Below are 17,521 nucleotides of genomic sequence, written 5' to 3' on the forward strand. Positions count from 1 at the left end.
CCGGCCGCGAGGGGTCCCGCGGCCGGTCGTCGTGCGTGACGGATGAAAGGGGACGGGTGGAGCGGGGTGAGGGTGGGTGAGGGTGAGGGGTGGGGACGGGGTGAGGGGTGGGGACGGGGTGAGGGGTGGGGACGGGGTGAGGGGGCACGGCGCCGGGGCACGTGCGGCGCCGTGGTGGGCGGGGCCGCGGGGCTACTGGCCCATGCCGATGCCGCCGCCGACCGGGACCGCCGCCCCGGTGACGTAGGCGGCGCCGTCGCCCGCGAGGAACCGGACGACCTCGGCGACCTCCTGGGGGGTGCCGGTCCGGCGCAACGGGGTCTGGGCGAGCAGCTGGGCGCGCCGCTTGTCGCTGACCGCCTCGATCATCTCGGTCTCGATCAGCCCCGGGGTGACCATGTTGACGGTGACGTTCCGCGAGCCCAGTTCCCAGGCCAGCGAGCGGGTCAGACCGAGCATCCCGGACTTGGACGCGGCGTAGTTGGACTGACCGGGGGACCCCAGGAACCCCATGATCGACGAGATGAAGACGATGCGTCCCCACTTGGCGCTGATCATGGACCGGGACACCAGCCGGGCCATCCGGAAGGAGCCGATGAGGTTCGTCTGGATGACGTCCTCGAAGTCCTCCTCCTTGAGGGTGGGCGCGAGTCCGTCCCGGGTGATCCCGGCGTTGGCGATGAGGACGCCGACCGGACCGAACTGGGCCTCGACCTCCGCCACCGCCCGCCGGGCGCCCTCGGGGTCCCGGACGTCGCAGCGCACGCCGAACAGTCCGTCGGGGGCCTCACCACCGCGGTGGGTGACGGCGACCTTGTCCCCGTTGTCGGCGAAGGCACGCGCGATGGTCAGGCCGATCCCCCGGTTGCCACCGGTGACCAGGACAGTGCGTGACATGAGTTCTCCTTCAATCGGACGGGGACACGGACGCGGTCACAGGGGCGGACACGGTCACGGGGGCGGACGGGGACCCTGACGGGGACGCGGTCCCGGCCGGTGCGGGCAGGAAGCGGGCCAGGTCGGCCACCGCCCCGTCGGTGTCGGTGAAGTGGACGGCCCGCCACCCCGCGGCCTCGGCCGCGACGCAGTTGGCCTCGATGTCGTCGACCAGGACGCACTCCGCCGCCGTGACGCCCGCCAGAGCGGCGGCGGCCTCGAACATGGCGCGCTGCGGCTTGCGGACCCCGATCTCGAAGGACAGGGCGAGCGCGTCGAAGAGCCCCTCCGGCGGGACCATGCGCCGCCAGTGGCGGTCCCAGGCGGGCGGCATGTTCGACAGCATCCCCACGAAGACGCCGTCCGCGCGCAGCTTCCGCAGATGCGCCAGCCAGGTGTGGTTGGTCTCCCGGCCCTCGAACCAGCGCTCGCCGAAGCCGGTGAGGTCGGCCTCCACGCCCAGTTCGCGCAGCCGGGCGTTCATCCGGCCCGCCCATTCGTCCTCGCTGAGCAGCGGGGTGTCGAGCGGGGCCATCAGATCGCCGCCGAACGGCTCGGCGACCGCCGCCATGGCGGTGCGGAAGGCGTCGGCCGGGATGCCGGTGCGGGCGCAGAAGGTCGCCAGGTCCTGGGGGATCGGCGGGGTCAGCACCCCGCCGAAGTCCGACCACACCGCGCGGACGGGTGGCCGCCGCGCCGGGGCGCTCACGCCGTCCCGCCGAGCGGGCCGGGCGCCGGGGCGAAGTCCAGCGCGATCCGTCCGGCTTCCACGCCGTCCTGCTCGAAGACGACCTCGAAGGCGTCCCCGAAGGCACCCCCGGAGCCGTTCCCGGAGCCGTCGCCGGTGCCGTCACCGCCGCCGGTCGGGCCCGCGACGCGCCGGGCGGTGGCCACCAGCGGCAGGTCCAGTTCGGTGAACCGGGTGAAGACCGCGTCACAGCCGACCACGGCGCGGTCGGTGGGCACGCCCGCGAGATGGGCGAGCTGACGGGCCGCCTCGGTCAGCACCATGGCGGGGATGTGGTCGTAGGTGTGGTCGAACAGGCTCCGGTTACCGAAGAGCGGCTCCACCCGCGCGCGGACCGATCCGTCGGCCAGCCGGTCCGGCTCGCCCACCACCACGTTGGCCGGGTCGCGTCGGCCCACCGAGGCCGGGTCCGCCGGGACGCCGCGCCCGGAGCCCGTCAGTTCGGAGGTGAGCGGCGGGGCGGACCGGCGCTGGAAGTAGCGCAGTTTGGCGTAGTCGGCACCGGCCGCCACGCCCACGTCGATCCGCGTCCGGGCCACCACCCGCCCGCCGAGGGCGAGTTCGACCGAGGAGCCCACCGCCTTCAGCCGTCCACCGGCCGCGTGGACCGGGGTGACGACGCCCGCCAGGGCGAGTTCGGCGGGCCGCTCGCCGGGGGCGAGCGCCGGGAGGTCCTCGATCCGGACGGACCAGTTGTTGACGAGGAACACGGTGTCCCGGACGATCCCCAGCTGGTGGTGCGAGGCCGCGGTACCGGCCTGGCGCGCGGCCTCCAGCAGCAGCAGGAAGTCGTAGGTCACCGGGGTGCGCGCGTGGTCGCTGAAGTAGGCGTGGCCGAGGGGGAGCTGGGCCCCGGCGAGGAACTCCTCGGGCCCGGTCCGCACCAGATCCGTGACCAGGACCTCGGAGACGGCCGCCCGGTGGACGAGCCCCCGGTCGATGGTGCGGGCGAAGGCGAGGGCGGGTGGCGGATGCGGCGGGGCCGTTTCGGTCGGCACTGTCTCAGTCGGCGCTGTCATACGCGGGGACTCCTTGTCCGGTGCCGCCTGCGGCGGGTTTCCTCGAAATGGCGCTAGGGGTTTCTGACGATTCCCCGTGGAGCGAGGAGCGGTGAGCGGGCCTGTGCCGCCATGATTTCGAGCCCGCATAGAAGCGCCATGGAATCCGCGTCAAGGCATTTCCCCGAAGAACGCGCGACGGCGCTCCCGGAAAGGCTTTTAGTCAACTTTCACGGCGGCACCGGATTCTGGAAGGACACCGGTACCCGGAAGGCCCTTCCTTCCGTCTCCCCGACCGTCGCCCCACCCGTCCTTCCGCCGTTCACCCCAAGGGAGTGCGTTTCGATGACTGCTCTGGACGACCGCCCCGTCACCGCCCCGGCGCCGCCGTCGCCCCCGGACGCCGGGGACCGCGCCGAGGAGCTGCTGCGGCTGCGGCGGACCGTGCGCGGCGGGCCCGGAGCGGACGCCACCCGGGCCCAGCACGCGCGCGGGAAGCTGACCGTGCGCGAACGCCTGGAGCTGCTCTTCGACGAGGGCACGTTCACCGAGGTCGAGGCGTTGCGGCGGCACCGGGCCAGCGGGTTCGGGCTGGAGCGCCGGCGCCCCCACACCGACGGGGTGGTGACCGGCTGGGGCCGGGTAGACGGCCGGACCGTCTTCGCCTACGCGCACGACTTCCGGATCTTCGGCGGCTCGCTGGGCGAGTCCCACGCCGAGAAGATCCACAAGATCATGGACCTGGCGGAGGCGGCGGGCGCCCCGCTGGTGAGCCTCAACGACGGGGCGGGCGCCCGCATCCAGGAGGGGGTGTCCGCCCTCGCCGGCTACGGCGGCATCTTCCGTCGCAACGTCCGGGCCTCCGGGGTGATCCCGCAGATCAGCGTGATGCTGGGCCCGTGCGCGGGCGGCGCGACGTACTCCCCCGCGCTGACCGACTTCGTGTTCATGGTGCGCGGGATCTCCCAGATGTTCATCACGGGACCGGACGTGGTGGAGGCCGTCACCGGCGAGAAGGTGAGCCAGGAGCAGCTCGGCGGGGCCGATCTGCACGCCTCCGTGTCGGGCGCCGCCGCCTTCGTCTACGACGACGAGCGGTCCTGCCTGGAGGACGTCCGCTACCTGCTGTCCCTGCTGCCCTCCCACAACCGGGAGCTGCCCCCGGCCGTGCCCGCGCCGCCGGACGGCGACGAGCCGGACGAGGAGCTGCTGCGGCTGGTTCCGGCCGACCCCAACCAGCCGTACGACATGCGCGAGGTGATCGCGCGGCTGGTCGACGACGGGGAGTTCCTGGAGGTCCACGAGCGCTGGGCGCCGAACCTGCTGTGCGTGCTGGCGCGGATCGACGGGCGGACCGTCGGGCTGCTGGCCAACCAGCCGCGGCACCTGGCCGGGGTCCTGGACATCGAGACCTCGCAGAAGGGCGCCGGGTTCATCCAGACCTGCGACGCGTTCAACATCCCCCTGGTGACGCTGGTGGACGTGCCCGGGTTCCTGCCCGGCACCGCCCAGGAGCACGGCGGGATCATCCGGCACGGCGCGAAGCTGCTGTACGCGTACTGCAACGCGACGGTGCCCCGGGTCCAGGTCATCCTGCGCAAGGCGTACGGCGGCGCGTACATCGTCATGGACTCCCGTTCCATCGGCTGCGACCTCTCGTACGCCTGGCCCACCAACGAGATCGCGGTGATGGGGGCGGAGGGGGCGGTCAACGTCATCCACCGGCGGGCCGTGGCCGCGTCCGACGATCCGGAGGGCACCCGGAGCGCGTTGACGGAGGAGTACCGGGAGGCGTTGATGCACCCGTACTACGCGGCGGAACGGGGTCTGGTCGACGACGTGATCGACCCGCGCACCACGCGGTCGGTGCTGGTGGAGGCGCTGCGGGTGCTGCGTTCCAAGCAGGAACAGCAGGTCCCCCGCAAACACGGCAACCCCCCGATGTGACCCTTCGGGCCCCATCGGGTCCCTCCGGCCACCGGTCCCACGCGGGTCCGCCGTGGCTGATCGCGCAGTTCCCCGCGCCCCCTACGGGGCACCCCCGAACGGCACCCGCCGAACGGGGCCCTCCCGCAAGGAGCGCGCTACGGGCCCTTGCGGGCTGGTCCCGCGCGGGTGCGTCGTGGCTGATCGCGCAGTTCCCCGCGCCCCTGCGGGGCACCCCCGAACGGCACCCGCCGAACGGGGCCCTCCCGCAAGGAACCGGTACGGGCCCCGCCAAGCCGGTCCCGCGCGGGTCCGCTGTGGTCGCTCGCGCAGTTCCCCGCGCCCCTGCGGGGCACTCCCGAACGGGGTCCTCCCGCAAGGAACCGGTACCGGCCCCGTCAAGGCACGGGGGCGAGTGCGGGCCCCGCCAGGCGCGCGGGGAACCGCGCGAACGGGCCCCACGCACCCGCACGGGTCAACGCACCCGACCAAGGCGCCCCGTCAGAGGCGCGGGGAACTGCGCGAACAACCACAACGCACCCGCACCGGACAACGCACCCGAACCCAAGCCCACCGAAGGGGCGCGGGGAACTGCGCGGGCAACCACGACGCACCCGCACCGGACAACGCACCCGAACCCAAGCGCACCAAAGGGGCGCGGGGAACTGCGCGAACAACCACAGCGCACCCGCACCGGACCGACTACCGGAGGGCCCCGCCCCCGCCCCGCCCCCGCCCCGCACCCGTCCCGTTCACGGGAGAACCCACCCCGAGGAGCCGTCATGCGCCCGACCCCCGACCCCACGCCCCCGCCCGGGGCCCCGCCCCAACTGAGCGTGGTGCGTGGCGCGCCCACCCCCGACGAACTGGCCGCGCTCGCCGTGGTCGTCCTGTCCCGGGGCACCACCCCGCCCCCCACCGAGGAACCCCCCGCCACCCCCGGCTGGCGGGGAACCGGCCCCTACCAGCCCGCCGGATCCTGGCGCGTCCTCCCCGGCTGACCCCGCCCCACCCGCAGCACTACCGCAACCGGACGAGCCACCCAAGCCGAAGCGCACCAAAGGCGCGCGGGCAACCACAACGCACCCGCACCGGACCGACTGCCGGAGCGCCCCAAAGGGGCGCGGGGAACTGCGCGAACAACCACAGCGCACCCGCACCGGACAACACACCCGAACCCAAGCGCACCAAAGGGGCGCGAGGAACTGCGCGGGCAACCACAGCGCACCCGCGCGGAACCGACGACCGAAGCCCCCGGACGCACGCACGCACGACGGCCCGGGTCGTACCGACAACAGAGGGTTGCCGGTACGACCCGGGCCGTCCGGGTCCACACGCGCACCGTACGGGCCACCCACGCGGTACGGGCCCGCCCAAGCGCCGCCCGCGCCGTACGGGCCATCCGCGCCGTACGGGCCATCCGCACCGTACGGGCCATCCGCACCGTACGGGCCATCCGCACCGTACGGGCCATCCGCACCGTACGGGCGGTCCGCACCGTACGGCCGTGGTGGGCGGAGGCCGGTGGTCAGCCGTCCGCCGGTGACTCGACCACCGCGCAGGACCAGGTGAACCCCGCCCCCGCGTTGAGCAGCAGCCCCACCTCCCCAGGTGCGAGCGCGCCTCGCCGCACCACCTCGTGGAGCCCCGCGAGCATGTCCCCCGTCCCCAGGTGCCCGGTGTCCCAGCCCCAGTCGACCGAGGGCGCGGGAACGAGTTCCCGCAGGGTGGGGATCCACGCGTTGTCGAGCGTCTTGCGTCCGAGCCGGGGCAGCAGCACGAACCGGATGCGGGGGTCGTCGGGAGCGATCCCGGCGTCCCACAGCGCCCCGTGGACCACGCAGTCGATCATCTCCCGGTTGACCTTCTTGAAGGGCGCGACCCCGTGTTGCCGCAGATAGGCCCGTTTGGTCCGGCGCATGTCGACGACCGGCGAGTTCTCCCGGGGCACCCGCGCGAAGGGGTCGGCGCCCCGGTGCATCGCCTCCAGGTGCGGTGCGGCGGCGGTGTGCAGGGCGCGCAGCAGCAGCGGGTCGCCCGCGCGGGCGGGCTGGCGGAGCAGGACCGCGGTGGCCGCGTCCCCGTAGGCGGCGCCGTAGTCGCTGCGCCAGCGGTCGAAGTTGGGGTCGGTGAACCGGTCGGCGGTGGTGACCAGGGCGTGCCGGGAGCCCTTGGCGAGGGAGAGCCGGGCGACGGCCAGCTCCAGGGCGGCGGCGCCGCCGTTGCAGATCTGCTGGATGCCCACCGGGACGGTGCGTTCGGCGCCGAGCTGGTGGGCGATGTAGTGGGCCGGGGACCACAGGTCGTGGCCCTGGTAGTGCATCCAGGCGTGCATCAGCACGGTCACGTCGGCCGGGTCGACCCCGCCGCCGCGCAGCGCCTCCCGGGCGGCGAGCACGGCCATCTCGGGCGCCGAGACGTCCTCGGCGACCGGTAGCCGGGGCTCCCCCAGGTCCCGGGCGACGCTCTCCTCGACCCGCCGCTCGGCCACGGCACTCGTCGCGCTGTCCCTCGTCACCGGCAGCCACACGGCCGCCGAGGCAATGCCCACCGGTGCGGTGGTTCTCATGACAGGGCCCCCTCTGCTTCGGGCGTGCGGACGGATACCGCCCCGCAATACACCGGATTCTTTCCAGCGGAAATCGAATGCGCGTCAAACCCGCATGAAAGACGTCCGGAATTCGATCGGCGAGCCTTTTCGACGGCGTCGGCGCTATGGCAGCATGGTTTTCCAGCGGCACCGGAACAGGTGCTCCGAAAGCATCGCGAGCGGCTCAACCAGTTCAACCATTTAAAGCACCGAAGTACCACAGCCCCTCAGTACCGCGGTACTGAGAGGCCGCGGTACCGCGTCACTCAAGCCCGCGCACCGCTTTCGGGAACCGCCTTCCGGGCGGCCCGCGTTCCCGGCGCCCTTCCACCCGTACGTCCGCACGCGGTCGCCGCGTGTCCCGCCGTACGCGTGGCCCCACCCGCCTCTGGAAGGCGGAGGCGCCGGTGTCCCACATCCCATCCATGAAGCCGTACGACGGACGGCAGCGCCCACGGGCTGCCCTCGCTGAAGGGAAACGACCATGTCGGTCAACGCGAACAAGGAACTCTCCCCCGAACTGCGCGCCCGGGTCCGGGAGATCGTGGCGGACGTGCTGGAGGTCGACACCGACGAGGTCGGCGACCACCACAGCTTCAGCGAGGACTTCGAGGCGGACTCGCTGCTGATCATCGAGATGTACTCGCGCTTCGAGAAGAACCTGGGCATCGAGATCCCCCAGGACGACCTGGTGGACCTGGACGACCTGGGCACCGCCTACTCGCTCATCGCCCAGCACGCCACCGCGCCCGCCCATGTCTGAGTCCGGACGCCGGTCGCGACGCGTCGCGGTCACCGGGCTCGGCGCGGTGAGCAGCCTCGGCATCGGCGCCGGGGCGTTCACCGAGGCCGTCCGGGAGGGCCGCAGCGGCATCTCGCCGATCAGTTCGTTCGACAGCTCCGGTTTCCAGCACGCCCAGGCCGGTGAGGTCCACGACTTCCGCCCCGAGGAGCACCTGGAGCGGCTGGACCCGGCCCGGTGGGGCCGCAGCGGCCAGTTCGCCGCCGCGGCGGCCCGGCTCGCGGTGGGTGACGCGGGCTGGGACGGCGACGACCTGTCGGACGCCCGCGCGGGCAGCGCCATGGGCACCACCAACGGCGAGTCCCGGGCCTTCCAGGAACTCTCCGAGCAGTGGCTGGAGCACGGCATCGAGGGGATCGACGGCGATCTCGTCTCCCGTGCCCCGGCGGACCGCGTCGCCTCGGCCGTCAACAGCGAGCTCGGGCTGCGCGGCGAGGCCCAGACCTTCGGCACCGCCTGCTCGGCGAGCAACTACGCCATCGGGTACGGCTTCGACCTGATCCGTGGCGGCGCGGCCGACGTGATGGTCGTCGGCGGCGCCGACTCGGTGAACCGGGCCACCCACGCCGGGTTCCACCGGCTGGGCGCCATCGCCCCGGACCTGTGCCGCCCGTTCGACGAGGACCGGGGCGGCATCATGACCGCGGAGGGCGGCGCGGCCCTCGTCCTGGAGTCCTGGGACGACGCGGTGGCCCGGGGCGCCCGCATCTACGCCGAGGTCCTCGGCTACGGCCTGACCTGCGACGCCAAGCATCCCACCCAGCCGGACCGGGACGGCATCGCGGAGTGCATCCGGCGGGCCCACCGCGACGCCGGGATCGCCCCGGACGACGTCGACTACGTGTGCGCCCACGGCACCGGGACGACCGCCAACGACAAGACCGAGGTGGCGGCGGTGCGCGAGGTGTTCGGCGGGCGGGTGCCGCCGATCAGCTCCATCAAGTCGATGCTCGGCCACACCATGGGGGCCGCCAGCGGGTTCGGCGCGCTGGCCTGCTGCGCGGCGCTGCGGGACGGGTTCCTGCCGCCCACGTCGACGGTCCGTACGGTCGATCCCGCGCTGGGCCCCGATCTGGACTGCGTGCCCGGCCGGGCGCGGGCCGCCACCCCGAAGGTCGTGCAGAACCACGGGTTCGCCTTCGGCGGGAACAACGCCATCGTGATGCTGGGGAGGGCCTCATGAGCGTCGTCACCGAGTCCACCGCCGTCCGGATCGCGGGCCACGGCGTGCTCAGCGCCGCCGGTTCCGGCGGGAAGGCCCTGTACGAGGCGGTCCGCACCGGCACCCTGCCCCCCGGTGACGGGGGCGCGGCGGCGCTGGGCGACCAGCCCGCGCCGCCGGGTCTGCGGCTGCTGCCGGTGCCGGACTTCGAGCCCCGGGAGCATCTGGGCCGCAAGGGGCTGAACGCGCTGAGCCGCACCAGCACCCTCGGCATGGTGGCGGCGGAGCTGGCCCTCGCGGACCTGCCCCGGCCCGTCGAGGACGGCTGCCCCGACACCGGGGTGGTGCTCGGCACCAGCACCGGGAGCGCCCGCGCCTTCGGGGAGTTCTTCCGCGAGAGCTTCGAGGCGGACCGCCCGTACCTGGTGAGCCCGTCGCTCTTCCCCGGGCTGCTGCTGAACCACGGCGCCAGCCAGGTGGCGATGCGGCACGCGTTCACCGGTCCGAACGCGTCCCTGGCGGGCGGCCGGGTCTCCACCCTGTCCGCGCTGCGCTACGCCCGCACCCTGCTGGCGACCGGCCGTGCGAAGCGGCTGCTGGCCGGCGGGGTGGAGGAGCTGAGCGCGCAGAGCGCCTGGGCCTGGCACCGTGGCGGCGGCCTCGGCGAGGGGGCGGCGCTCGGCGAGGGCGGCGCCGTCTTCGTCCTGGAGACGGACGACGCGCCCCGGGGCGACGCGCCCGTGGTCGAACTGACCGCCTGCGAGGTGGCGTTCGCCCCGCTGGACGGCGGCCCGACGGCGGTCGTCGCGGCGCTCGCGCGGTGTGTCGGGGACGCGCTGCGGGCGGGCGGCGCCGGGGCGGCGGACGTCTCGGTGGTGTCGGCCGGGGCGGGCGGCGCCCCGGGCTGGAGCGCGGTGGAGGCCCGTGGCCTCCACCGGGCGCTGGACGGGCGGACACCCGAGGTGCTGCGCGTGCGGGAGGTGCTGGGCGAGACCCACAGCGTCAGCGCCGGCCTTCAGCTGGCGGCGCTGCTGGCGCACTGGGACGCCACCCCGGAGGCCGCGTCCGGACGGGCCACGGGGCTGGTCACCTCAGTGGGACACGACGGTTCGGTCGGCGCCGCGGTGGTGCGCCGGACGGTCCGCCCGAAAGCCGCGCCGTCCGCTCGGTGAGCGACGGCGCGGGGACCCGGCGGTCGCCGGGGGGAACCGTCTCCCCGGCGACCGGTCCCGGCTCGGCGGAGGGCACCGCGGGGTGGGGGATGAGCGACGCCTGGGCCGCCTTGGTCACCGCGTCCAGCCGGGACACCGCGCCCAGTTTCCGGAACACGTTGTTCAGATGGCGCTTCACGGTCCCCTCGGTGATGTCGAGCCGGTCCGCGATCTGACGGTTGCTCAGCGCCGAGGCCGCGCACACCAGCACCTGGTACTCCCGGCGGGACAGCGGCTCCTCCGCCACCGGGGCCTGCCCGGTGGTCGCGGGCACCAGCACCGTGGTGTGCTGGGGCTGGGTGAGGGCCCGTCCGATCGCCAGCAGCAGCGCCTCGCGGTCGACGCCCTTGTGGACGAAGCCCCGGGCCCCCGCCGCCAGCGCCTCGTCGACGAGATGCGCCGAGGCGAAGGCCGACAGACACAGGATCCGGGTGCGCGGAGCCGCGCCGAGCAGCGCCCGCACCGTGCCCGCGCCCTGGCTGTACGGCATCTGGACGTCGAGCAGCAGCAGGTCGGGCCGTTCCTCCCGCGCGCGCAGCACCGCCTCGCGGGCGTCGCCCGCCTGCCCCACGACCGTCAGTCCCGGCTGCGCGTTCAGCAGGTCCGCGAGGGTCTCCCGGAACAGCACGTGGTCGTCGGCGAGGACGAGACGGGCGGACCGCGTGCGGCGCTCCCGGCCCTCGGCGGGGGCTCCGGCGGTCACGACCGGACCAGCGGCAGATGGAGTTCCGTGCGGGCGCCCTCCCCGGGGGCGCTGGTGACGCGCAGCCTGCCGCCGAGGTCCTCGACCCGTTCCCGTACGCACTGGAGGCCGTGCCCGGCGTCCGGGTCGTCCGGGTCGTCGTCCCGGATCCGCCGGGCGAGGAAGCCCACGCCGTCGTCCTCGACCCGGGCGTACACCCAGCGCCGGGTGGTGCGCACGGTCACGTCGACGCGTTCGGCCCGCGCGTGGGCGAGGCAGTTGCGCAGGATCTCCCGGAGGATGAGGAACAGTTCGCGGCGGCAGCGCTCCGGCGCCAGGGTCTCGTCACCGGTGATCCGCACGGTGACGTCGGGGTCCACCCGGAGGTCGGCGAGGAACGCGTCGAGCGCCTCGCCCAGGGGCGGGGTGCGGGTGCCCCGGTGCAGTCCGGCGAGCAGGCTGCGGTTCTCGGCGGTCGCCGCGCGCAGCGCCCTGCGGGCGATCTCCAGGTGGTTCCCGGCGGCGTCCGGCTGGTCGGCGGCGAGTTCCACCCGGTAGAGGGCCACGGCCAGGGAGCTGCCGAGTTCGTCGTGCAGCCGTCCGGCTATCCGCCGGGACTCGCTCCAGCCGTCGTCGCCGCGCCAGAAGGCGGCCCCGGCGTGGCGCAGCGCATCGGCGACCGCCCCCACGGCCGCGAGGGCGCGGGGCAGCGGGGCGCCGCCCGGCCCGGTGGCGCCCGGCGGGGCGGTGGCGATCTCCAGCAGCACGCTCTCGTAGAGCAGTCCGACCGCCGCCACCAGGTGGTGCGGGCCGAGGTCGGCCACGGCGGGCAGGAAGGACCGGACGGGAGCCCCCTCGTCGCGGGCCGCGCGGGCCAGCACCCGGCGGGCGAAGGAGAGCAACCCGGCCGTCACGGCGGGCCGTTCGCGGTCGGCGGGCGGCAGCACCGCGGGCAGGGCGAGGGCGAACCGGCGCAGGACCGCCTCGCTTTCCCCGCTGGGCAGCACGTTCCGCGCGGGGTCCGGCGGACGGGCCCCGTCGGGGGGCGCGCCCCGCCGGACCGGTGACCGGACCGGCGAACGGACCGGCGGCCAGGGCAGGGTGTCCGGGCGCACGGCCCGGACCAGGCCCTCTTGCAGGGCCTCCGCGAACGCGCACCCGGCGGTGACCACCGGGGACCCTCCGTCCGTCGGTGGTCTCGGGGAAGTCGAGTTGTCCATCAGACTCCTCACGCTCAAGTACCGGGCGGCCAACCTTGGCGCTAACAAACAGACTTGTTTGATTGTGCCCTCAGAGTTCCCTCTACCGCAAGCCGCCGCGCCACACCCTCCACACCCCCCAACTCCCCCCACTTCTGCCGGATTTCTCCGCCACCCCTGCTCAGCGCCACTGCGGACACCCCCGAACGGAACCCGACAGCGCAACCCCACAGAGTAGATGAGAAAACGATTTAAACAGACAGGCTTGTATGTTGGCGTGTCGCGATGCTTGACTGGGTTTCTCATAAGGGGCGCGTCGCACCACCCGCGCCACCGCCCCACACGAGGAAGGACACGTGCCGCCTGATGCAGGAACGTGCCGAACGAACCCGTCGGGCCATCGTCCGGGCCACCGCCGAGCTGATCGCCGACGGCGGCCCCGAGGCCGCCGGGCTGGTCAGCATCTGTCGACGAGCGGGAGTCAGCAGGGGCGCGCTCTACCACCACTTCACCCACAAGGAGGCGGTGGCCGCGGCCGTCCACGACCAGGCCCGCCGGGAGGTGGTGACCCTGATCGACGAGGCGTTCGCGACCACCCTGTCCGGTCCGCCCGACGACGCCGCCGTCACCGCCCTGTCCCGTTTCGCCACCCTGCTGGGCGAGGCCCTGCGCGACCGCCCCACCGTGCGGGCGGGCGTCCGCCTGGACCCCGGCGGCTCCACGGACCGCGCGCGGGAGCTGCGCCAGGAGATGCTGCACGCCGTGCGCCGCCGGGTCGCGGCCCTGCTGACGCCCGGCCCGGACGCCCCGTCCGGCGCCGGGGCGGACGGTTCCGCGCACCGGTCCGGGGACCGGCCGTCCGGGGCCGGACCGGACGGAGCCCGTCCGAACGGAGCCCGACCGGACGGACAGGACCTGGCCGACCTGGCGACGGCGGTCCTCTGCGGACTGGAGTCCCTCGGCCGCACCGACGCCACCTGGTGGTCGCCCGCGACCTCCGCCCGGATCTGGCGGACCCTGCGCCCGCTGTTCGCCCCCGGGTCGGCCGGTCCCGCCGGAACCCCGTACCCGTCCCACGGCCCGGACGGGTACGGCACCCCGTACCCGTCCGACCAGGAACGTTTCCCGAGGCCGGGGCCCCGGCGCCCTTGAGGCCCACGGGCCCTACGGGGTCCGCTGGTCCATGGACGGTTCGTCCTCGGCGAGGTGGTGGGGGCAGGTGTGGTGGGTGACGGACGTGGTGTCGCCGCCGCTGCCGGTGCGGCTGGTGTAGCCGATGACGACGGGGACGGTGGTCCAGCGTCCGCAGACGTGGCAGTGGGCGCCGGTCGCGGCGGGCGGGCCGTCGAGGAGGAGGGCGTCGCGGGTCATGCGGCGGCCGTCCCGGTCCCGGTCCCCGTGGCCTGGTGGACGCCTCGTGCGAGGTAGGGGTAGTCGTAGCCGCGTTCCGCGAAGGCGGTGGCGTAGAACCGTTCGCGCTGCTCGGGGCTCAGGTCCCGGGCTTCTTCGGCGCGGAAGATCGCGAGGGCTTCGGCTGAGCTGGGGCCGGTCCAGGGGCGCCGCCAGGGGTTCGCGTCCGGGTCCGCATCCGGGTTCGGGGCAGGCTCCGGTGCGGGTGCGGGGTCCGTTACGGAGGTGGGGACGGGCACGGGTGCGGGTACGGATGCGGGTTCGGTCCGGGCCAGGTGTTCGGCGGTGTGCCGCCCGGGACGGCTCCGGCGGGTGAGGGGAAGGCGGATCAGCACCCATACGAGGGCATGGCAGATACGCTTACGCATACGTCGGTCAGCTCCTAATCAGCTGTCTTGGCGAGCCCCAGGTGGACCGTTGGCCCGGTCGCCTGGGGCGTCTTTGTTTGTGTGTGGTGGCTCAGGTGGTCGCTCGACGGTTGGCGTCGAGTAGTGCGGTGAGTGAGGTGTGCCGGAGGTTTCCGGTGGGGGTGTCGGGGGTGAGTGCGCAGCCGGTGAGGTTGCCATTGGGGTGGACGGTGAGACGTCCTCGTGCGTGATGGGCGTGCGTCTCGTCCAGCCCCGGTCCGGGGTCCGTCCCGGAGACAGGACTACGCGCCCCTGTGTGATAACGATCTAAAGTGACTCGGGTAACGCCCATCGCTTTGAGATCTGCGCGGGCCCAACGGATGCGCTGCCCGGGAAAGGTGTCCGTGATCCGCGCCCGGACGCGAACCCCACGCTGGACGGCCTGTCTGATGGTGTGTTGGGTGTCGCTGTGACTGCCGGGATACCCGGTGAGGTACTCATGCTGGTTGGCGGAGTCGCTGTGATACCCGGTGGTGACGCCCATCCCCGGCCGGGCGAGCAACTCCCACCAGTCGTCCCGGATACGGACGAGGTCGCTGTACAGCTCCACGGTCATCCCGGACGACAGCGCGAGGTCCGCGAAGTCGGTCCAGTGCGGGTGGAGCGTCGGTTCGCCGCCGATCAACCGCAGGTGCGGCACCCCGAGCCCGGCGGCGTCGGTGATGACGCGCCGCCAGTCGTCGGGCGTCATCGTCCCGGGCGCCGCCCACGGCTCCGGCTCGGACAGACAGTGCGCGCAGTGCCGGGGACAGCGCCCGGTGATCTCCAGCTCCAGGACGGTGATCCCGGCGAACGGCAGCCGGGGTGGAGGCGGTTCCTTGTCCAGCGACATCGGCCATCCTTCTCACAGTGTCAAGGTTGCGGTTTGAGTGGTGCTCCCCCTGCCGGGCGACAGAACAGCGCGGCAGGGGGAAGGTTCGGACCCGGCTTGGGCGCGGCGCTCGGGCTCGGGACTCAGGTCCCGGGGACGGCCGCGGTCGCGGTGTCGGACCAGGCGGTGAGCACGTACCGCTCGCCGTACTCCGCCGCGACGACCCGGACGGTGCCTCCGCCGCGCAGCCGCCGTATCGCGGGAGCGTGATCCTCGTGCAACGCCCAGGAGCGCAGCCGGGTGGGTGCGTCACCGGGGAACTCGTGGTCAGGGAACGGGACCTCGTTCAACGCGTCCAGATGGATCGGCCCACCATCGGGGTCCGGATCAAGCCCGTCCGCGACACGGAACGCCTGCCTGCGCAGCCAGCGCAGCACCCGTCCCGGATACGGGCTGGTGAACGTCCCGAGGACCATCCGCGTGTTCCAGTCCCCGTAGACCGAGGACCACTCCGCGACGACCTGAGCCCGGTACCGGGGCAAGGGCTCGGGAGGCTGGCTCACGTCGTGACCCCCGGGAGGGTACGCGGGTCGACGTCCTCCGGCGGGTCCCACTGCACTGTCTCGAACAGCGCCCGGTCGAAGCGACGGTGACCGGTCTCGCGGAAGTGAACCTCGATCCACCGCGCCGCGCCCTCGGCCGTACGGAACTCCGGACCGGGCGGCGGGGTCGCGTCGCACTGGGGGTTACCGGAAACGCACTGTGCATACGCACTCGCGCCCCAGAACTCCAAACGTCGCAGGCTCCACTCGATATGACGAAACCGCCTGCCCACCCCTACAAACCTCCGCGATTGCTACGTACGTTCAACTCGTTCAGCGCGGGACGGATCCGGTCCAGGACCGTCGCCGGACGCACGTCCTCACGACGCGCGGTCCACTCGACCCCACCGCCCTCCGGACGGAGATAGACGAGCCCCCACGTGACCTCCATGACCATCCCCACCACCCCACGCCCCGCGTCGAACGCGAGGACGCCAAAGGCAAGTTCGTCACCAGCACGCATACGGCTCCCCGCCTTCGCTGTGGAGGTGGAGGCTGTCGTGGTGGGGTCTCGGAACCGTGTCGCGGAGCCCCGGTGGACCCTTGTCCATCGCGTTCAGCACTTCGTGCGTCCTTACTCCCCGGGCCACCGCGAACGGCGACGCCCGCGCCGCCCTTCGCCGGAACGAGGACAGCACTGTGAAGGGATCGTCCCGGGGACTACGTTCGTGACTTTCCGCGTCCAACGATGGACTCTCGGCGAGTACGTTGGGAAGGACTTCGGTTCCCAACCTGAACCACGGGAATCGCGGCATATGCAAAACCGTCTGACCAGGCAAAAGGCACGGGAACAGGGTGGTGACCAGAGGCGTGGGAAAGCGCGTGTCGGCCAGTGGTAAAGAGAAAAAGGACAATCCCCGGCGCCGGTTCGCCGAGGAGCTGTTCAACGCGAGGGAGCTGTACCCGCCGGGGCGCATGACGCAGACGGAACTGGCCCAGCGCACTCGTACGTCCAAGTCGACGATCAGCCGGTTGGAGTCCACCGACTGCCCCATCCCGTCAGAGCTGCCCGAGCTGTTCGATCAGGTCTTCGGCACGGGCAGGGTGTTCACGGATCTGTACGAGGAGTGCACGGACGCCAGTCGCCCCGCTGTGTTCCGGCATCGGTTGGCGTTGGAACGCAAGGCCAAGGCGATCTGGGAGTGGGATACGGGCCTCGTTCCCGGACTGTTGCAGACGCCTGGCTACGCTGATGCCCTCTTCCGGAAGGGCTACCCGCGAGGAAGTGAAGCGGAGATCGCCGCACTGGTGCAGAAGCGGATCAAGCGCCAAGAGATTTTCCGGTCCGCCATGCCACCTGATCTCCGCGTCATCATCTGCGAGTCGGTGCTCATGCGGCGCGTGGGCGACAACCAGGTCATGCATGGGCAGTTGGCTTCGCTTCTGAAGCACGTTGACCGCCCTACCACCCGTGTCCGGGTCGTCCCCCTCGCGGCTGGTGCTCATCGGCTGATTGGTGCGCCCATCTCTGTCCTGATCCTGTCGAACCAGGCGACTGTAGTGTACGTAGAGGCGTTCAACACTGCGGCGATCATCAAAGAAGCCGAACCCGTCCGAGTCGGCACAAGTGCCTTCACTGATCTGATGGGTGAAGCGCTGACCGCTCAGCAGAGCACGGAACTCATCACCACGTACATGGAGAAGTTGTGGACAACCGACACCTGACCCAGGCTGAGTGGATCAAGTCGAGTTACAGCGGCATCAAAGCAGGCGACAACTGCATCGAGTGGTCCCCCGCCCACGCCTCCGTGACCGGCACCGTTCCCGTCCGTGACTCCAAGAACCCGAGCGGCCCCGTCCTGCACCTCCCCGCGCACGCCTTCGCCTCGTTCGTCGGGGGCGTCAAGTCCGGGAAGTTCGCTGGCTAGTCGCCGCCGTACCCACACCCCAACCCTCACGACCCCGCCGGTCCCACCTCCGAGGACGGCGGGGTCTTCGCGTGCCGTCCCGGGCGCCGAGAGGCCGACGGCGACACCGAACCACAACCGGACTGAACCCATCCCGGCCCTCCACACGTCCTCCTTCATACCTTCCCGG

At 72.8% G+C, this 17,521-nt stretch carries 18 protein-coding genes; 8 read left to right on the top strand and 10 right to left on the bottom strand.

The window, feature by feature from the left end:
• Nucleotides 1–192: 192 nt before the first annotated feature.
• Genes fabG through ACVWNX_RS15875 form a run of 3 tightly spaced genes read right to left on the bottom strand, consistent with a single transcriptional unit; the run spans nucleotide 193 to nucleotide 2,703 of the window.
• Complete coding sequence (gene fabG, locus ACVWNX_RS15865; RefSeq protein ID WP_454414574.1) at nucleotides 193–897, bottom strand: 3-oxoacyl-ACP reductase FabG; 705 nt, start codon at nucleotides 895–897, stop codon at nucleotides 193–195.
• A 10-nt stretch (nucleotides 898–907) separates the two neighbouring features.
• Nucleotides 908–1,645 (bottom strand): HAD-IA family hydrolase, encoded by a 738-nt coding sequence (locus ACVWNX_RS15870; RefSeq protein WP_454414575.1) that lies wholly within the window; start codon nucleotides 1,643–1,645, stop codon nucleotides 908–910.
• Nucleotides 1,642–2,703 (bottom strand): AfsA-related hotdog domain-containing protein, encoded by a 1,062-nt coding sequence (locus tag ACVWNX_RS15875; protein ID WP_454414576.1) that lies wholly within the window; start codon nucleotides 2,701–2,703, stop codon nucleotides 1,642–1,644. Before ACVWNX_RS15875 ends, ACVWNX_RS15870 begins: the two co-directional genes overlap by 4 nt.
• Before the next feature lie 324 nt (nucleotides 2,704–3,027).
• On the opposite strand from ACVWNX_RS15875, the gene ACVWNX_RS15880 reads away from it, so the two are divergent.
• Nucleotides 3,028–4,629: an acyl-CoA carboxylase subunit beta gene (locus ACVWNX_RS15880; protein ID WP_454414577.1), complete on the top strand. Its 1,602-nt coding sequence runs from the start codon at nucleotides 3,028–3,030 to the stop codon at nucleotides 4,627–4,629.
• Nucleotides 4,630–5,390: 761 nt separating this feature from the next.
• Nucleotides 5,391–5,609: an acyl-CoA carboxylase epsilon subunit gene (locus tag ACVWNX_RS15885; RefSeq protein ID WP_454414578.1), complete on the top strand. Its 219-nt coding sequence runs from the start codon at nucleotides 5,391–5,393 to the stop codon at nucleotides 5,607–5,609.
• A 527-nt stretch (nucleotides 5,610–6,136) separates the two neighbouring features.
• Here the strand turns inward: ACVWNX_RS15885 and ACVWNX_RS15890 are convergent.
• On the bottom strand, nucleotides 6,137–7,177 hold the full coding sequence (locus ACVWNX_RS15890; RefSeq protein WP_454414579.1) for a ketoacyl-ACP synthase III family protein: 1,041 nt from the start codon (nucleotides 7,175–7,177) through the stop codon (nucleotides 6,137–6,139).
• A 505-nt stretch (nucleotides 7,178–7,682) separates the two neighbouring features.
• Between ACVWNX_RS15890 and ACVWNX_RS15895 the strand changes: the two genes are divergently transcribed.
• From ACVWNX_RS15895 to ACVWNX_RS15905, 3 genes are read left to right on the top strand one after another with little or no spacing between them, the layout of a single operon-like run.
• Entirely contained in the window at nucleotides 7,683–7,961 is a 279-nt protein-coding gene (locus ACVWNX_RS15895) for an acyl carrier protein (protein WP_454414580.1), read from the top strand.
• The gene (locus ACVWNX_RS15900) at nucleotides 7,954–9,183 is read left to right on the top strand and encodes a beta-ketoacyl-[acyl-carrier-protein] synthase family protein (RefSeq protein ID WP_454414581.1); all 1,230 of its coding nucleotides are present in this window, start codon (nucleotides 7,954–7,956) and stop codon (nucleotides 9,181–9,183) included. The genes ACVWNX_RS15895 and ACVWNX_RS15900 overlap by 8 nt, the downstream gene beginning before the upstream one ends.
• Complete coding sequence (locus ACVWNX_RS15905) at nucleotides 9,180–10,334, top strand: beta-ketoacyl synthase N-terminal-like domain-containing protein (protein ID WP_454414582.1); 1,155 nt, start codon at nucleotides 9,180–9,182, stop codon at nucleotides 10,332–10,334. The genes ACVWNX_RS15900 and ACVWNX_RS15905 overlap by 4 nt, the downstream gene beginning before the upstream one ends.
• On the opposite strand, the gene ACVWNX_RS15910 is transcribed toward ACVWNX_RS15905, so the two are convergent.
• A complete protein-coding gene (locus ACVWNX_RS15910) occupies nucleotides 10,249–11,076 on the bottom strand; it encodes a response regulator (RefSeq protein ID WP_454414583.1) in 828 nt (275 codons plus the stop codon). The two genes, ACVWNX_RS15905 and ACVWNX_RS15910, sit on opposite strands and share 86 nt — an antisense overlap.
• Entirely contained in the window at nucleotides 11,073–12,275 is a 1,203-nt protein-coding gene (locus tag ACVWNX_RS15915; RefSeq protein ID WP_454414584.1) for a sensor histidine kinase, read from the bottom strand. The genes ACVWNX_RS15910 and ACVWNX_RS15915 overlap by 4 nt, the downstream gene beginning before the upstream one ends.
• A 345-nt stretch (nucleotides 12,276–12,620) precedes the next feature.
• Here ACVWNX_RS15915 and ACVWNX_RS15920 point away from each other — a divergent pair, with 345 nt between their 5' ends.
• Nucleotides 12,621–13,406: a TetR family transcriptional regulator gene (locus tag ACVWNX_RS15920; RefSeq protein ID WP_454414585.1), complete on the top strand. Its 786-nt coding sequence runs from the start codon at nucleotides 12,621–12,623 to the stop codon at nucleotides 13,404–13,406.
• A gap of 12 nt (nucleotides 13,407–13,418) precedes the next feature.
• Here ACVWNX_RS15920 and ACVWNX_RS15925 read toward each other — a convergent pair whose 3' ends face one another.
• The 4 genes from ACVWNX_RS15925 to ACVWNX_RS15940 form a co-directional block, all read right to left on the bottom strand.
• Entirely contained in the window at nucleotides 13,419–13,625 is a 207-nt protein-coding gene (locus ACVWNX_RS15925) for a hypothetical protein (RefSeq protein WP_454414586.1), read from the bottom strand.
• The gene (locus tag ACVWNX_RS15930) at nucleotides 13,622–14,032 is read right to left on the bottom strand and encodes a hypothetical protein (RefSeq protein ID WP_454414587.1); all 411 of its coding nucleotides are present in this window, start codon (nucleotides 14,030–14,032) and stop codon (nucleotides 13,622–13,624) included. Before ACVWNX_RS15930 ends, ACVWNX_RS15925 begins: the two co-directional genes overlap by 4 nt.
• Before the next feature lie 91 nt (nucleotides 14,033–14,123).
• Complete coding sequence (locus tag ACVWNX_RS15935; RefSeq protein WP_454414588.1) at nucleotides 14,124–14,903, bottom strand: radical SAM protein; 780 nt, start codon at nucleotides 14,901–14,903, stop codon at nucleotides 14,124–14,126.
• A 122-nt stretch (nucleotides 14,904–15,025) separates the two neighbouring features.
• Nucleotides 15,026–15,445 carry a hypothetical protein gene (locus tag ACVWNX_RS15940; RefSeq protein ID WP_454414589.1) on the bottom strand — a complete coding sequence of 140 codons (420 nt, stop codon included), beginning with the start codon at nucleotides 15,443–15,445 and terminating at the stop codon, nucleotides 15,026–15,028.
• Between the two features lie 849 nt (nucleotides 15,446–16,294).
• Here ACVWNX_RS15940 and ACVWNX_RS15945 point away from each other — a divergent pair.
• Both ACVWNX_RS15945 and ACVWNX_RS15950 read left to right on the top strand, forming a co-directional pair.
• Nucleotides 16,295–17,149, top strand: a complete 855-nt coding sequence (locus ACVWNX_RS15945) for a Scr1 family TA system antitoxin-like transcriptional regulator (RefSeq protein ID WP_454414590.1) — start codon at nucleotides 16,295–16,297, stop codon at nucleotides 17,147–17,149.
• A complete protein-coding gene (locus ACVWNX_RS15950) occupies nucleotides 17,131–17,352 on the top strand; it encodes a DUF397 domain-containing protein (RefSeq protein WP_454414591.1) in 222 nt (73 codons plus the stop codon). Before ACVWNX_RS15945 ends, ACVWNX_RS15950 begins: the two co-directional genes overlap by 19 nt.
• Nucleotides 17,353–17,521 lie beyond the last annotated feature (169 nt).

Source organism: Streptomyces sp. JNUCC 64, from assembly GCF_054484115.1.

Bases quoted from the DNA above. Each gene is read 5' to 3' on its own strand.
- fabG (WP_454414574.1), bottom strand. From the start codon at position 897: ATGTCACGCACTGTCCTGGTCACCGGTGGCAACCGGGGGATCGGCCTG.
- ACVWNX_RS15875 (WP_454414576.1), bottom strand. From the start codon at position 2,703: ATGACAGCGCCGACTGAGACAGTGCCGACCGAAACGGCCCCGCCGCAT.
- ACVWNX_RS15880 (WP_454414577.1), top strand. From the start codon at position 3,028: ATGACTGCTCTGGACGACCGCCCCGTCACCGCCCCGGCGCCGCCGTCG.
- ACVWNX_RS15885 (WP_454414578.1), top strand. From the start codon at position 5,391: ATGCGCCCGACCCCCGACCCCACGCCCCCGCCCGGGGCCCCGCCCCAA.
- ACVWNX_RS15890 (WP_454414579.1), bottom strand. From the start codon at position 7,177: ATGAGAACCACCGCACCGGTGGGCATTGCCTCGGCGGCCGTGTGGCTG.
- ACVWNX_RS15895 (WP_454414580.1), top strand. From the start codon at position 7,683: ATGTCGGTCAACGCGAACAAGGAACTCTCCCCCGAACTGCGCGCCCGG.
- ACVWNX_RS15900 (WP_454414581.1), top strand. From the start codon at position 7,954: ATGTCTGAGTCCGGACGCCGGTCGCGACGCGTCGCGGTCACCGGGCTC.
- ACVWNX_RS15905 (WP_454414582.1), top strand. From the start codon at position 9,180: ATGAGCGTCGTCACCGAGTCCACCGCCGTCCGGATCGCGGGCCACGGC.
- ACVWNX_RS15915 (WP_454414584.1), bottom strand. From the start codon at position 12,275: ATGGACAACTCGACTTCCCCGAGACCACCGACGGACGGAGGGTCCCCG.
- ACVWNX_RS15920 (WP_454414585.1), top strand. From the start codon at position 12,621: ATGCAGGAACGTGCCGAACGAACCCGTCGGGCCATCGTCCGGGCCACC.
- ACVWNX_RS15925 (WP_454414586.1), bottom strand. From the start codon at position 13,625: ATGACCCGCGACGCCCTCCTCCTCGACGGCCCGCCCGCCGCGACCGGC.
- ACVWNX_RS15930 (WP_454414587.1), bottom strand. From the start codon at position 14,032: ATGCGTAAGCGTATCTGCCATGCCCTCGTATGGGTGCTGATCCGCCTT.
- ACVWNX_RS15935 (WP_454414588.1), bottom strand. From the start codon at position 14,903: ATGTCGCTGGACAAGGAACCGCCTCCACCCCGGCTGCCGTTCGCCGGG.